A 13,433-nucleotide genomic window follows, 5' to 3' on the forward strand; every position below is an offset into this window, starting at 1 on the left:
CTACAGCACTTCGCACCGGTCCTCTTCATTCAACAGTAATTCTCACACAGCATCGGCTCGGAATCGGTGCGCTGGATTGCGTGCACGGACGCTTGCGTCAGATGCGGCGTACCTCCGCCGCTAACAATAGCGCGAAATGCATCCAGGATCGCCGTCGCCATGTCCGGGTGACGCGTCTCGACGGCGCTGTCCAGCCAGTCTGGAAGGTCACGCTGGTTCGAGAGGGCACAATGCCATTCACCTTCGTCATAAGCGAGCCGACGCAGTTGCCACCGCGGTAGTTCGATCGCGATCAGGGCAAGCGCGGCATCGGTCCAGGCGCCGGCGGCGACCAGGCGATCGAGGCGTTGGGCTTCCGTCGTGCGGCGCATGGCGGGTAAGCGCTTGCAGGTGGCGAGGCAGATCGCGGTGAAGCTCATCGCGTCAAGCGGAGTCGTTTCGGACGGCGCTTCGGAAAGGAGCGTGTGCTGAAGCGAGATGAACGACATGACGGGTCTCCATGAGCAGCGCGATCTTCGGAAGGCCGCATCATGCAATGTCCGTCGTCCGCCATTCGAATACGAGACAGCTTCGGGCACAAAGATATAAAGGCTGCATAAGCGCCTGAGGACTGGCGACGCAGGGGCATGCGCTTCTCCGCGTCTTTATGAGATTCCTATAAGGTCACCGTCCACTCCATCTCGAAAACCTACGTCCTGACTGGCACCTGATCCTGCATCAGGCGCGAGAGCTGTTTCCTTTCCGCCGCTGCAGCCAGTGCATCAGGAGCTTCCCATGCTGGACGTCGTCATGCTGGCCCTCGGGCTCGGCTTTTTCATTCTCGCGCTGGGTTATGCCTATGCCTGCGAGCGGCTGTAAGGAGCGCATCATGATTTTCGATTACACGCTTGCCGGCTTCGTATCTGCGGCATTGCTGATCTATCTCACTTACGCGCTGCTGCGGCCCGAGCGGTTCTGAGCGCACGCAATCCAAAAGGTCCACTGACATGACAACAATTGGCTGGATTCAAATCGCTTTGTACTGCAGCGTGGTTCTTGTGCTGGTGAAGCCGCTCGGCGGCTACATGACATCAGTCTTCAGCGGCGAGCGTACTTTCCTCTCTCCGATTCTGCGACCGGTCGAAGCCGGGCTGTATTGGGTTGCCGGCGTTGAAGAGAAACGCGAGCAGCACTGGCTGACCTATACGGTCGGCATGCTGCTGTTTCATGTGGTCGGTTTCCTCGGCCTGTATGCGGTCATGCGGCTGCAGGCCGTGCTGCCGTTCAATCCTGCCGGGCAATCCGCAGTCGCCGAAGATCTCTCCTTCAACACCGCGATCTCCTTCATCACCAACACCAACTGGCAAAACTACGGCGGCGAAAGCACCATGTCGTATCTGACCCAGATGCTGGGCCTGACCGTACATAACTTCCTGTCGGCGGCGGCCGGCATCGCATTGGCCGTGGCCCTGATCCGCGGTTTTGCACGGTCGTCGATGCGCACCATCGGCAATTTCTGGGTCGATATCACTCGTTGCGTGCTCTACATCCTCTTGCCGATCTGCATCGTCTACACACTGTTCCTGGTCTGGCAGGGCATTCCGCAGACGCTTGGCGCCTATGTCGATGCCACGACGCTCGAGGGTGCGAAGCAGACCATCGCGGTCGGCCCGGTGGCATCGCAGGTTGCCATCAAGATGCTCGGCACCAATGGCGGCGGCTTCTTCAACGCCAATGCTGCGCATCCGTTCGAGAACCCGACCGCGCTGTCGAATTTCATCCAGATGATCTCGATCTTCGCGCTGGGTGCGGCGATGACCAATGTGTTCGGCCGCATGGTCGGCAACCCCAGGCAGGGCTGGGCGATTCTCGCCGTGATGGGGGTGCTGTTCGTCACCGGCGTCGCCATCACCTATGGCGCTGAAGCCTCGGGCACCACGGGCCTCAACGCGCTTGGACTCACCGGCGGCAATATGGAGGGCAAGGAGCTGCGCTTCGGCATCGTCGCGTCGTCGCTCTTCGCTGTCGTCACCACGGCGGCCTCCTGCGGCGCGGTCAATGCGATGCATGATTCCTTTACGGCGATCGGCGGCATGATCCCGCTGATCAACATGCAGCTCGGCGAAATCATCGTCGGCGGCGTCGGCGCCGGGCTTTATGGCATGCTGCTGTTCGTCGTGCTGGCAATCTTCGTCGCCGGTCTGATGGTCGGCCGCACGCCGGAATATGTCGGCAAGAAGATCGAGGCGCGCGAAGTCAAGATGGCGATGCTCGCCATTCTCGCCCTGCCGCTGATGTATCTCGGCTGGACCGCGGTGGCGATGGTGTTGCCGTCGGCCGTGGCGTCGATGGCCAATGCCGGACCGCATGGCTTTACCGAAGTGCTCTACGCCTTCACTTCGGCGACCGGCAATAACGGTTCGGCCTTCGGCGGCCTCACCGGCAATACGTTCTTCTACAACCTCACACTGGCGACTTCGATGTTCGTCGGCCGCTTCTTCATGATCGTGCCTGCCATGGCGCTGGCCGGATCATTGGCCGCGAAGAAATCGATCCCGCCATCGGCCGGTACGCTGCCGACCACCGGCGGTCTCTTTGTTGGCCTCGTCATCGGCGTGATCCTGATCATCGGCGGTCTCACCTTCTTCCCGGCGCTCGCGCTCGGGCCGATTGTCGAGCACCTCGCGATGACCGCCAATACCCTGTTCTGATCGGATTTCGGAGTACTCACCATGGAAACGTTGAAACTGCAGAAGCGGGTGCCGGTCTCGGCCATGCTGGATGCGAAAATCGTGTTGCCTGCGATCCGATCGGCTTTTACCAAGCTTGATCCGCGATTGATGATCAAGAATCCCGTGATGTTCGTGGTCGAAGTCGTGGCCGCGCTTACCACGGTGATTTTCATCAAGAATGCCATCATGGGCGGGAGCGATCTGGGCTTCACGTTCCAGATCATTCTGTGGCTCTGGTTCACCGTGCTGTTCGCCAATTTTGCCGAAGCTGTCGCCGAAGGCCGCGGCAAGGCGCAGGCGGAGTCGCTGAAGAAGACGCGGACTGAAAGCCAGGCCAAACTGCTCACCGGCAGCGATTCTGGTGACAAGAGCTACCGCATGGTCTCGGGCACCAGCCTGAAAGTCGGCGATGTCGTGCTGGTGGAAGCCGGCGACACCATCCCCTCCGACGGCGAAGTCATCGAAGGCGTTGCTTCCGTGAATGAGGCTGCCATCACCGGTGAATCCGCGCCTGTCATCCGCGAGTCCGGCGGTGACCGATCGGCAGTCACCGGTGGCACGCAGGTGCTAAGCGACTGGATTCGCGTTCGCATCACCGCAGCGCAGGGCTCGACCTTCATCGATCGCATGATCAAACTGGTGGAAGGCGCCGAACGACAGAAGACGCCGAACGAGATTGCGCTGAACATTCTCCTGGTCGGTCTTACGATCATCTTCGTCTTCGCCACGGTGACGATCCCGAGCTACACGGCTTACGCGGGTGGTTCGATTTCGGTGGTGGTGCTGGTCGCGTTGTTCGTCACGCTGATCCCGACGACCATCGGCGCGCTGCTGTCGGCCATTGGCATTGCCGGGATGGATCGCCTCGTGCGCTTCAACGTGCTGGCGATGTCCGGCCGCGCGGTGGAGGCGGCCGGCGATGTCGATACGTTGCTGCTCGACAAGACCGGCACGATCACGCTCGGCAATCGTCAGGCGACAGCCTTCCGTCCGGTGCGTGGCGTGACCGAGCAGGAACTGGCCGATGCGGCGCAGCTTGCATCGCTCGCGGACGAAACCCCGGAGGGTCGCTCCATCGTCGTGCTGGCCAAGGAGAAATACGGCATTCGTGGCCGCGACATGGCCGAACTATCAGCGACCTTCGTGCCGTTCACCGCACAGACCCGGATGAGCGGTGTCGACGCCGGTGGCTCGTCGGTGCGCAAGGGCGCGGTGGATTCGATGCTGGCTTACGTCAACGGTGGTGGGTCGTTCGCCGTGGCATCCGGTAATACTGCGCGCGCGATGCAGCCTGCTGCCATGTCGGATACGGCACGCGAGATCCAGGCGATCTCCGACGAGATTGCAAAGGCCGGTGGCACACCGTTGGCCGTGGCACGTGACGGCAAGCTGCTTGGCGTCGTTCATCTCAAGGATATCGTCAAGGGCGGTATCCGCGAGCGCTTCGCCGAACTGCGTCGCATGGGTATCCGGACCATCATGATCACCGGCGATAATCCGATGACGGCTGCCGCCATCGCAGCCGAAGCCGGTGTTGATGATTTCCTCGCGCAGGCCACCCCGGAGGACAAGCTGCAGCTTATCCGCGACGAGCAGGCCAAAGGCAAGCTGGTCGCCATGTGCGGTGATGGTACCAATGACGCCCCGGCACTGGCGCAGGCTGATGTGGGCGTCGCCATGAACACCGGCACGCAGGCGGCGCGCGAGGCCGGCAACATGGTCGATCTCGACTCCAATCCGACCAAGCTCATTGAGGTCGTCGAAATTGGCAAGCAGCTCCTGATGACGCGGGGGGCGCTGACCACGTTCTCGATCGCCAATGACGTGGCGAAATATTTCGCCATTATCCCGGCGATCTTCCTCGCCTTCTATCCGCAGCTCGAAGCACTCAACATCATGAAGCTGGCAAGCCCGCAGAGCGCCATCCTGTCGGCCATCATCTTCAATGCGATCATCATCATCGCGCTGATCCCGCTGGCCCTGAAAGGCGTCGGCTATCGCCCGATCGGCGCAGGCGCACTACTCCGCCGCAACCTGCTGATCTACGGCCTCGGCGGCATCATCGTTCCGTTCATCGGTATCAAGGCGATCGACCTCGTTGTCGCCGCCCTGCACCTGGTTTGAGGAGTCACGCCATGTTGAGAGAAATTCGCCCGGCCATCGTTCTGCTGCTCGGCCTCACTGCCATCACCGGCCTCGGCTATCCGCTTGCGATGACGGGCATTGCCGGGGCGATCATGCCGAGCCAGGCGCAAGGTAGCCTCATCGAAAGAGACGGCAAGGTGATAGGCTCTGCATTGATCGGTCAGGAATTCAAGGGCGACAACTACTTCTACGGCCGCCCTTCGGCAACCACCGGTGCCGACCCCCAGGATTCTACCAAGACAGTGCCGCAGCCATACAATGCTGTTAACTCGATGGGCTCGAATCTCGGCCCGACCAGCAAGGCGCTGATCGATCGCGTCAAGGATGACGTCGAGAAACTGAAGGCGGAGAATCCATCGATGCCGGTGCCGATTGATCTCGTCACCACGTCGGGCAGCGGGCTCGACCCGAACATCTCGCCGGAGGGCGCACTGTTTCAGGTGCCTCGGGTCGCCAAGGCGCGCAAGCTGCCCGAGGATCGCGTCCGTCAGTTGGTGACCGAGAAGATCGAGGGCCGCCTGGGCGGTCTGCTCGGCGAACCGCGCGTTAATGTTCTCGCGTTGAATCTCGCCCTGGACGCCGTCGCACCCAAATAGGCCGTCCAGGCCCAAGCCTCATCTAGCCTAAGACTTGGCGGAGACTATATTGCCTTATGGCAAATCAGCGCCGCGATCCCGACCGACGACCTTCGCCTGAGGCCTTGCTGGAAACGGCAAGGCGCGAGGAAGATGCGGCCGGGCGGTTGAAGATCTTCGTCGGCGCCGCTCCCGGCGTCGGCAAGACCTATGAGATGCTGCAGAGCGCCCATGCCAGGCGCAAGGCGGGCGTCGATGTCGTGGTCGGTGTTGTCGAGACCCACGGCCGCGCTGAGACCGAGGCGCTGCTCGCGGATCTGGAAGTCATTCCCCGGCGCCGTATCGATCACAAGGGCCAGGTCCTCGAGGAAATGGATCTCGATGCGCTGATCGCGCGGCGCCCGCAGATCGCACTGGTCGATGAGCTCGCCCATACCAACGCGCCGGGCAGCCGGCACTCGAAGCGCTATCTCGACGTCGCGGAATTATTGGCCGCAGGGATCGACGTCTATACGGCAGTGAATATCCAGCACATCGAAAGCCTGAATGATGTGGTCGCGCAGATCACCCATGTGCGGGTGCGCGAGACCGTGCCGGATTCGGTGTTCGATCGGGCTGACGCCATCGAGCTGATCGACCTCACCCCGGACGATCTGATCCAGCGCCTGAAGGAAGGCAAGGTCTACGTTCCCAAACAGGCCGAGCGTGCGCTGGAGCATTATTTTTCGCCCGGCAATCTCACTGCACTACGCGAGTTGGCGTTGCGCCGCACAGCGGATCGCGTCGATGAGCAACTGCTCACTCATATGCAGGCCAACGCCATTGCCGGTCCATGGGCCGCCGGCGAGCGTATTCTGGTCTGTATCAGTGAGGACCCGCGCTCGGCCGGGCTGGTCCGTTACACCAAGCGTCTCGCGGATCGCCTTCACGCACCATGGGCGGCGGTCAGCATCGAGACGCGGCGCAGCCTTCAACTCACTGAAGAACAGCGCGACGGGCTGGCCGATACGCTGCGGCTCGCCGAAACGCTTGGTGCCGAAGCCCTGACGATTCCGGGCGCTGGACGGCGGATCGCCGACGATCTGCTCGGCTATGCCCATGCCAACAACGTCACCCAGATCGTGATCGGCAAGGCATCGCGGTCATGGTGGTTCGAGCTGGTGCGCGGCTCGGTGGTGCATGATCTCGTTCAGCGCGCCGGCAATATCAGCGTGCATGTGATTGCTGGCGATGCGCTGCCCACGGAGCCTGCCGCGAAACGCGCGCAGATGACAGATCGCGTCGAGCCATTCGATGCCAAGCCCTATCTCGCGGCACCGGCGATCGTGGCTGTTGCGCTGGGTGCTGCTATGCTGATGCGGCCGATGTTCGGGGTCGAGAACGTCGATCTGGTGTTCCTCACAGCCGTAGTCGTCGTCGCGGTTCGCTTTGGGCTGTGGCCATCGATCATGGCAAGCGTGGTGGCATCACTCTGTTATAATTTCTTTTTCCTGCCACCGGTCTACACGCTCACCATCACCGATCCGACCAATGTGGCGGCGTTCTTCTTCTTCATGCTGATCGCTATTCTGGTGTCCAATGTCGCGGCACGGGTGCGCACGCAGGCCGTCTCGGCCTTCGGTCGGGTGCGGACAACCGAGTCGCTCTACGCGTTCAGTCGCAAACTCGCCGGCACGGCGGCGCTCGACGATGTGCTGTGGGCGAGCGCCTATCAGATCGCATTGATGCTCAAGGTGCGCGTCGTGCTTTTGCTGCCGGAACAGGGCGTCATCACCGTTAAAGCGGGCTATCCGCCTGAGGATGAATTGGACAAGGCGGATCTGGCCGCTGCCAACTGGGCCTGGAGCAACGATCGACCGGCCGGTCGTGGCTCCGACACATTGCCAGGTGCCAAGCGGTTGTTTCTGCCGATGCGCACCGGCCGTGGACCGATCGGCGTGATTGGCATCGACGATGATCGTACAGGTCCGCTGCTGACACCGGATCAGCGCCGCTTGCTGGATGCGCTTGTGGACCAGAGCGCGCTGGCCATCGAGCGTGTGCAACTTGTGGAAGACATGGACCGAGCTCAGCGCAACGTCGAATCCGACCGGCTCCGTCAGGCGCTGCTGACCTCGATCTCGCATGACCTGAAGACGCCGCTGGCCTCCGTGCTTGGTGCAGCTTCCACGCTGCGGGACCTGTCGTCGAAGCTCACTGAGGCTGAAAAAGCCGACCTGCTCGGTACGGTGATCGACGAATCCGAACGGCTGAACCGTTTCATCGCCAATCTGCTTGATATGACCAAGCTGGAATCCGGTGCCGTGGTCCCGAACGCAACGCCGCAAGATCTCGCAGAGATCGTCGGCAGCGCGCTGCGCCGGGGCGGCAAGATCCTCATCAAGCATCGCGTTGCGCTGGATCTGGCGCCGGACCTGCCCATGCTGCAGCTTGACGCCGTGCTGTTCGAGCAGGTGCTATTCAACCTGCTCGACAATGCCGCAAAATATGCCCCGGACAACAGTGCCATCGCGATCAAGGCGATGCGCGACAAGGAGTCGGTTTTGCTGCAGGTGACCGACGAGGGGACGGGCATTCCACCCGCCGATCTCGAGCAGGTGTTCGATAAATTCTACCGCGCCAACAAGGGCGATCATGTCAGGGCGGGCACTGGCCTCGGCCTTGCGATCTCTCGGGGCTTCGTTGAGGCAATGCATGGCACCATTTCGGCCGCCAACCGCGTCGACCGCAGTGGTGCCGTGCTGACCATTCGTCTTCCCATCCCGCCGGCCTCCGAAGCTCTGGACACCGCCGCATGAATACCGCCGCCATCAAGGTCCTGATCATCGATGATGAGCCGCCGATCCGCAAATTGCTGCGCATGGGCCTCAGCACCCAGGGCTATGACGTCCTTGAGGCCAGCAATGGCAAGATCGCGCTGGAGAAACTGGCGGAGAAGCCCGCTTTGATCATTCTCGATCTGGGCCTGCCGGACATCCAGGGCCACGATCTGCTGCAGATGATTCGCGCCCGCGACGACAGTGTGCCGATCGTGGTGCTGTCCAGCCGCGGCGATGAAGCGGGCAAGGTGCAGGCGCTCGATCTCGGTGCCGACGACTATCTCACCAAGCCGTTCGGCATGGATGAGTTGCTGGCGCGGATGCGGGCCGCTCTCCGGCATCAGCTACAGGTTCATGGCGAGCGGCCGGTATTCCGCTCCGGAGAATTGTCCGTCGATCTGGTGCGCCGGATTGTGAAGGTCGGCGACCGCGACGTGAAACTGTCACCGAAGGAATATGAGCTGCTGCGGGTCCTGGTGCAGCATGCCGGCAAGGTGCTGACCCACCGGTTTCTGCTGAAGGAATTGTGGGACGAGCTCACCGACGCGCAATATCTGCGCGTCTATGTCCGCCAGCTCAGGCAAAAGATCGAGCTTGATCCGGAGCGCCCGCAATTCGTCCTGACGGAAACGGGTATTGGCTATCGGCTGCGCGCCGGAGAATAGCCAACTATAAAACAGTTGCGCGGCAGGCTATTTCGTCTGCCGCGCCAACGATGCCGGCGCGTTGTAGTCCAGCAGCCGGATCGCCTCGTCGGCGGCTTCCACCATCTCCGACATGAGTTTGCGTGTTCGCTCGAAATCGGCAGCGGTCATGCTGCGAAACAGCATGTCATTCACTGGACGCTGAACGGGTGCCAATTCATTGAGCAATGCACGCGCTTTCGGGGTGATGGTCAGGATGACGCGGCGGCGGTCTTCCTCGTCGGTCTCTTTCTCGACAAGGCCGTTTGATACCAGCTTGTTGATTTCGATGGTAATGAACGCGCCACTGAAGTGCAGATGCTCGGCAACCTGATTGACGCCAATCTTCTCATCTGTGCCGCTCAAATGAGCAATCGCGATCAGCACCGTATACTGCGTGCCCGATAGGCCAATAACCGCGCCGAGCTGTCCGCGCACAGCCTGAAGCCGCGCCGAAAACGCCAAAGTGTCATGAACGAATTGACGGAAAGCCCGATCCGACCCGTCGACCATCAATTGTGGCCGCGAAATCGTCGGCTCTACCTTCATTTTACGTGATTTGCTTCTAGTCGCCATCAGGCCCCCGCACACCTATGAGTCGTATAGCGGCGGCGTTACTTACAAACAAGTTGGAACCAGCGCGGGGCAGATCAGCCATGCTTGACAGCACGAGCTTTCGTTCGATAATATAGCTTTGTTATAAAGCTAATACGTGCCGTTCAGGTTTTGCGATCAGGAGATGACCATGGGCGCCACTGCGGACGTGGATCCCCGCGCCTTCCGCCAGGCGCTCGGGCAGTTTGCCACCGGTGTCGCCGTGATCACGGCCGAAGCCGCCGATGGTCATGCGATCGGTCTGACCATGAGTTCGTTCAACTCGGTCTCGGTCGATCCGCCGCTGATTCTGTTCTCAATCGATCGCAAGGCCTTCAGCCTCAAGGCGATGACCGAGGCCAAGGGCTACGCCGTGAACATTCTCGGCCGCGACCAGGAGCGCCTGTCGAACAAGTTCGCCAGGGCGCTCGACGATAAGTGGGCGGCGGTTGAGCATACGCTGGGCCATGAGGCGGCGCCCCTGATCGCCGGCGCGCTCGCGCACTTCGAATGCGCGCCATACGCGCAATATGACGGCGGGGACCATGTAATCTTCGTCGGCCGGGTGGTGAAGTTCGCCGCCTATCCGGCCAACGAGCCGTTGATCTTCTTCCGCGGGGCCTATCGCAGCCTTGCGAGCACCGAGCGCAGTCCGGAATGGCCGCTGCCGATGCACTACTGAAACAACGCACCTGAATGCTCATCATGACTGAAAGTGACCGAGGCAACCCATGATCAAGACCGGCGAACAGCACATCGCGAGCCTGCGCGACGGCCGTGAAATCTATCTCGATGGCGAGCTGGTGGATGACGTGACCACCCATCCGGCATTCCGCGGTGCGGTAGCGTCGATCGGGCGGATGTTCGATTTTCAGAGCGCGCCGGAAAATCGCGACCTGATGACCTTTGAGACCGAGACCGGTACCCGCGCCAACCGGATCTGGGAATTGCCCGGCAGCTATGATGCGCTGGTCAATCGTCGCCACGGGCTGGAGGCCTGGACCGAGCTGCATGCGGGGTTCATGGGCCGCGCGCCGGATCACGTCGCCTCCTGCATCGCAGGTATGTATATGGGTGTCGAGGTGTTCGAGGCTTACGACAAGGCGCGCGCCAAGGCGCTGGCTGACTACTATCGCTACGCCCGCGACAACGACCTCTACCTCACTTACGTCATTATCAACCCGCAGGCCGACCGCTCCAAGAGCGCGGCGGAGCAGGCCGATCCGTTCCTGTCGGCGGGCGTGGTGTCGCGCGATGCCGAGGGTCTGACGATTCGTGGCGCCAAGATGCTGGCGACCGGCGGCATCATGGCCAACGAGGTGTTCGTCACCTGTATTCAGCCGCTGCAGCCCGGTGACGAGAAATATGCGGTGTCCTTCGCGATTCCGATGAACACCAAGGGTCTGAAGGTGCTGTCGCGCAAGTCGTACGAGGCTGCGTCGCCGTCGGTATTCGACAACCCGCTGTCGAGCCGGTTCGATGAAAATGATGCCGTGCTGTACTTCGACGACGTGAAGGTGCCTTGGGATCGCGTGTTCATCGTCGATGACATCGCGATGTGCCAGAAGCAGTTCCACGCCACTCCGGCGCATGTGTATCAGAACTACCAGGCCATGATCCGGCTCTCGGTGAAGCTGCGCTTCCTGATCGGCATCGCATACCGGACCGCCGAGACCAACGGTATCGCCGGCTTCCCGCAGGTGAAGGAAATGCTCGGCCAGCTCGCCGCCGAAGTGTCGATGGTCGAGGCCTTTGTGGTTGCGATGGAGACCAAGGGCACGCAGCGCGGCGCCTACTACGTGCCGGACCGGGCCATGCTGTATTCGGCGCAGGTTCTGACCCAGCAACTCTATTCCAAGGTCATCAACACCCTGCGCGAACTCGCCGGCGGCGGGATGATCATGCTGCCGTCGTCGGTGAAGGACTTCGCCAATCCGGAACTGGCGCGCCTGATCGGCAAGACCCAGCAGTCACCAGCCGCCAGCGCGACCGAAAAGGTCAAATTCTACAAGCTGGCCTGGGACGCGGTCGGCTCCGAATTCGCCTCGCGTCACTCGCAATATGAGATGTTCTTTGCCGGCGCGACCTTCGTCACCAAGGGGCATGCCTTCCGCACCTATGACTGGATGAGGTCGGCGGCATTGCTCGACAAGATGTTGTCCAGCTATGACCTTGCTGATGAAGTCACCACCTCTGCAGCGCCGGTCACCTCGCCGCGCGCTGTCGCTTGATCCGTTCCTTCAGGAAATCTGACCATGGCCATCAATAAACTTCACGATGAATTCCGCACCGTCGATATGTCCTCGGGATGGGAGACGCCTGCGGGCTATCCGGCCGGCATCCAGCAGAAGATCCTGTCGGGCGCGCTCGACGAGGCGAACAAGCGTGGCAGCCGGACCCGCCTGCTGCGTTTCGAGCCGGGCGTTTACACCACCGAGCCATTCGTGCACGAATACTGGGAAGAGGTATTCCTGTTCACCGGCGATCTGATCGTCGGCAATGACAAGCAGGGCAATGGCGGCGAGTCTTTCAAGCCAAACACCTATGCCTGCCGTCCCCCCGGTGCCTATCATGGTCCGTTCAAGTCGGTAGGCGGTTGCGTGCTGATGGAGATCCACTATTTCGATCCAGTCTGAGACAGCGTCGCGGCGTCTGATCGTTGGCATCACCGGGGCATCGGGCACCATTTATGGTGTCCGTCTGCTGCGGCTGTTGCAGGCAACTGACGTCGAAACGCATCTCGTGCTGAGCAGGTCGGCCAAGATCACGCTGACCCAGGAGCTGGATCTCAAAGTGTCCGACGTCACCGATCTGGCTGACGTCGTGCATCAGGCGGACAATATAGGCGCGACGATTTCCTCAGGGTCGTTCAAGACCATGGGCATGGTGATCGCGCCGTGCTCGATGCGCAGCCTGGCGGAGATCGCCAGCGGCGTGACCTCGTCGTTGGTGACGCGTGCCGCTGATGTCGTACTCAAGGAACGTCGTCGGCTGGTGCTGATGGCGCGCGAAGCGCCGCTGCATCTCGGCCACCTGAAATCGATGGCGGCAGTGACTGAAATCGGCGCCATCGTCTATCCGCCGGTCCCCGCCTTCTATGCCAGGCCAGCCAGTATCGAGCAGATGGTCGACCAGACGCTGGGGCGGGTACTCGATCTGTTCGATATCCATACCGATGTGGTGAGCCGCTGGAATGGCCTCAATCCCGCCAAGACCCGGGATATCCCATGACCGCGCCGCTGCCGGACGTGACAAGCGTGGCGGCGCGACGGCAATGACGGATGATGGCCGGGACCTTGCAGCAGAGAGCTGGGCCTTCGCCCTCAAGCTCTATGCAGAGCCCGGCGTGTCCGACGCCTGCCTGAAGCTGCAGGCCGATACCGGCGTCGATGTCATGATGTTGCTGGTGGTGACCTTCGCAGCGGCGCAGCGGCGTATCCTCCTGACCGTTCCCGACATCAAGGAGATGGACAATGAATGCCGCCCATGGCGCGAACAGGTGGTTCGTCCCCTTCGCGCACTCCGCACGGCGTTGAAATCCGGCCCAGCGCCCGCACCCTCCGAAGCGACCGACAGTCTGCGGTCCCAGATCAAGGCGAGCGAACTGATCGCCGAGCGTCTTGAGAACGATCTGCTTGCTGCCTGGCTGCAGGGCAGGGTATCTCAGGACCGCAGACTGGCGCGGGAAGCGATTGGCGGCGTCATGCGTGACGTCGTGCTGCTAGCACTGGGCGAGGAGCGTCGTCATCAGATCGGCAGCCTGCAGGCCGCCTTCGACACACTTCTCTCAGCTACTGATAAATTCGTGCAATGATGCATTGCACGCTGCCAAATTAGTCAGTCTGTGCCTAGCGAGCACGCTTGACTAGCTTTGGTGCTTAGCTATCTTTGTTCGCAATTCTGTGA

13 protein-coding genes are annotated in these 13,433 nt (G+C 61.4%); 11 read left to right on the forward strand and 2 right to left on the reverse strand.

Annotation, left to right across the window (positions count from 1 at the left end):
- Window positions 1-29: 29 nt before the first annotated feature.
- Window positions 30-488: a hypothetical protein gene (locus AC1RLZ_RS16515; RefSeq protein ID WP_493189481.1), complete on the reverse strand. Its 459-nt coding sequence runs from the start codon at window positions 486-488 to the stop codon at window positions 30-32.
- A 380-nt stretch (window positions 489-868) separates the two neighbouring features.
- Between AC1RLZ_RS16515 and AC1RLZ_RS16520 the strand changes: the two genes are divergently transcribed.
- From AC1RLZ_RS16520 to AC1RLZ_RS16545, 6 genes are read left to right on the forward strand one after another with little or no spacing between them, the layout of a single operon-like run.
- Entirely contained in the window at window positions 869-958 is a 90-nt protein-coding gene (locus AC1RLZ_RS16520) for a K(+)-transporting ATPase subunit F (RefSeq protein ID WP_081421711.1), read from the forward strand.
- Between the two features lie 28 nt (window positions 959-986).
- Entirely contained in the window at window positions 987-2,690 is a 1,704-nt protein-coding gene (kdpA, locus tag AC1RLZ_RS16525; protein ID WP_493189482.1) for a potassium-transporting ATPase subunit KdpA, read from the forward strand.
- A 21-nt stretch (window positions 2,691-2,711) separates the two neighbouring features.
- Window positions 2,712-4,835: a potassium-transporting ATPase subunit KdpB gene (gene kdpB / locus AC1RLZ_RS16530; RefSeq protein ID WP_493189483.1), complete on the forward strand. Its 2,124-nt coding sequence runs from the start codon at window positions 2,712-2,714 to the stop codon at window positions 4,833-4,835.
- Between the two features lie 11 nt (window positions 4,836-4,846).
- Window positions 4,847-5,452, forward strand: a complete 606-nt coding sequence (locus tag AC1RLZ_RS16535; RefSeq protein ID WP_493189484.1) for a K(+)-transporting ATPase subunit C — start codon at window positions 4,847-4,849, stop codon at window positions 5,450-5,452.
- A gap of 56 nt (window positions 5,453-5,508) precedes the next feature.
- Complete coding sequence (locus AC1RLZ_RS16540; RefSeq protein ID WP_493189485.1) at window positions 5,509-8,229, forward strand: DUF4118 domain-containing protein; 2,721 nt, start codon at window positions 5,509-5,511, stop codon at window positions 8,227-8,229.
- Window positions 8,226-8,915: a response regulator gene (locus AC1RLZ_RS16545; RefSeq protein ID WP_493189486.1), complete on the forward strand. Its 690-nt coding sequence runs from the start codon at window positions 8,226-8,228 to the stop codon at window positions 8,913-8,915. Before AC1RLZ_RS16540 ends, AC1RLZ_RS16545 begins: the two co-directional genes overlap by 4 nt.
- A gap of 27 nt (window positions 8,916-8,942) precedes the next feature.
- Here AC1RLZ_RS16545 and AC1RLZ_RS16550 read toward each other — a convergent pair whose 3' ends face one another.
- Window positions 8,943-9,524: a MarR family winged helix-turn-helix transcriptional regulator gene (locus AC1RLZ_RS16550; RefSeq protein WP_493189487.1), complete on the reverse strand. Its 582-nt coding sequence runs from the start codon at window positions 9,522-9,524 to the stop codon at window positions 8,943-8,945.
- Window positions 9,525-9,678: 154 nt separating this feature from the next.
- Here AC1RLZ_RS16550 and AC1RLZ_RS16555 point away from each other — a divergent pair, with 154 nt between their 5' ends.
- From AC1RLZ_RS16555 to AC1RLZ_RS16575, 5 genes are read left to right on the forward strand one after another with little or no spacing between them, the layout of a single operon-like run.
- Window positions 9,679-10,209: a flavin reductase family protein gene (locus tag AC1RLZ_RS16555; RefSeq protein WP_371423481.1), complete on the forward strand. Its 531-nt coding sequence runs from the start codon at window positions 9,679-9,681 to the stop codon at window positions 10,207-10,209.
- 49 nt (window positions 10,210-10,258) lie between these two features.
- Window positions 10,259-11,758 carry a 4-hydroxyphenylacetate 3-hydroxylase family protein gene (locus AC1RLZ_RS16560; protein WP_371423482.1) on the forward strand — a complete coding sequence of 500 codons (1,500 nt, stop codon included), beginning with the start codon at window positions 10,259-10,261 and terminating at the stop codon, window positions 11,756-11,758.
- Between the two features lie 24 nt (window positions 11,759-11,782).
- A complete protein-coding gene (locus AC1RLZ_RS16565; protein WP_371423483.1) occupies window positions 11,783-12,163 on the forward strand; it encodes a cupin in 381 nt (126 codons plus the stop codon).
- Window positions 12,153-12,758 carry a UbiX family flavin prenyltransferase gene (locus AC1RLZ_RS16570; protein ID WP_493189532.1) on the forward strand — a complete coding sequence of 202 codons (606 nt, stop codon included), beginning with the start codon at window positions 12,153-12,155 and terminating at the stop codon, window positions 12,756-12,758. The genes AC1RLZ_RS16565 and AC1RLZ_RS16570 overlap by 11 nt, the downstream gene beginning before the upstream one ends.
- Window positions 12,721-13,341: a TIGR02444 family protein gene (locus AC1RLZ_RS16575; protein WP_493189488.1), complete on the forward strand. Its 621-nt coding sequence runs from the start codon at window positions 12,721-12,723 to the stop codon at window positions 13,339-13,341. Before AC1RLZ_RS16570 ends, AC1RLZ_RS16575 begins: the two co-directional genes overlap by 38 nt.
- Window positions 13,342-13,433 lie beyond the last annotated feature (92 nt).

Source organism: Tardiphaga sp. GW822-FHT04G09, from assembly GCF_058800725.1.

Bases quoted from the DNA above. Each gene is read 5' to 3' on its own strand.
- AC1RLZ_RS16535 (WP_493189484.1), top strand. From the start codon at position 4,847: ATGTTGAGAGAAATTCGCCCGGCCATCGTTCTGCTGCTCGGCCTCACT.
- AC1RLZ_RS16555 (WP_371423481.1), top strand. From the start codon at position 9,679: ATGGGCGCCACTGCGGACGTGGATCCCCGCGCCTTCCGCCAGGCGCTC.
- AC1RLZ_RS16545 (WP_493189486.1), top strand. From the start codon at position 8,226: ATGAATACCGCCGCCATCAAGGTCCTGATCATCGATGATGAGCCGCCG.
- AC1RLZ_RS16540 (WP_493189485.1), top strand. From the start codon at position 5,509: ATGGCAAATCAGCGCCGCGATCCCGACCGACGACCTTCGCCTGAGGCC.
- kdpA (WP_493189482.1), top strand. From the start codon at position 987: ATGACAACAATTGGCTGGATTCAAATCGCTTTGTACTGCAGCGTGGTT.
- AC1RLZ_RS16560 (WP_371423482.1), top strand. From the start codon at position 10,259: ATGATCAAGACCGGCGAACAGCACATCGCGAGCCTGCGCGACGGCCGT.
- AC1RLZ_RS16575 (WP_493189488.1), top strand. From the start codon at position 12,721: ATGGCCTCAATCCCGCCAAGACCCGGGATATCCCATGACCGCGCCGCT.
- AC1RLZ_RS16520 (WP_081421711.1), top strand. From the start codon at position 869: ATGATTTTCGATTACACGCTTGCCGGCTTCGTATCTGCGGCATTGCTG.
- AC1RLZ_RS16515 (WP_493189481.1), bottom strand. From the start codon at position 488: ATGTCGTTCATCTCGCTTCAGCACACGCTCCTTTCCGAAGCGCCGTCC.
- kdpB (WP_493189483.1), top strand. From the start codon at position 2,712: ATGGAAACGTTGAAACTGCAGAAGCGGGTGCCGGTCTCGGCCATGCTG.
- AC1RLZ_RS16565 (WP_371423483.1), top strand. From the start codon at position 11,783: ATGGCCATCAATAAACTTCACGATGAATTCCGCACCGTCGATATGTCC.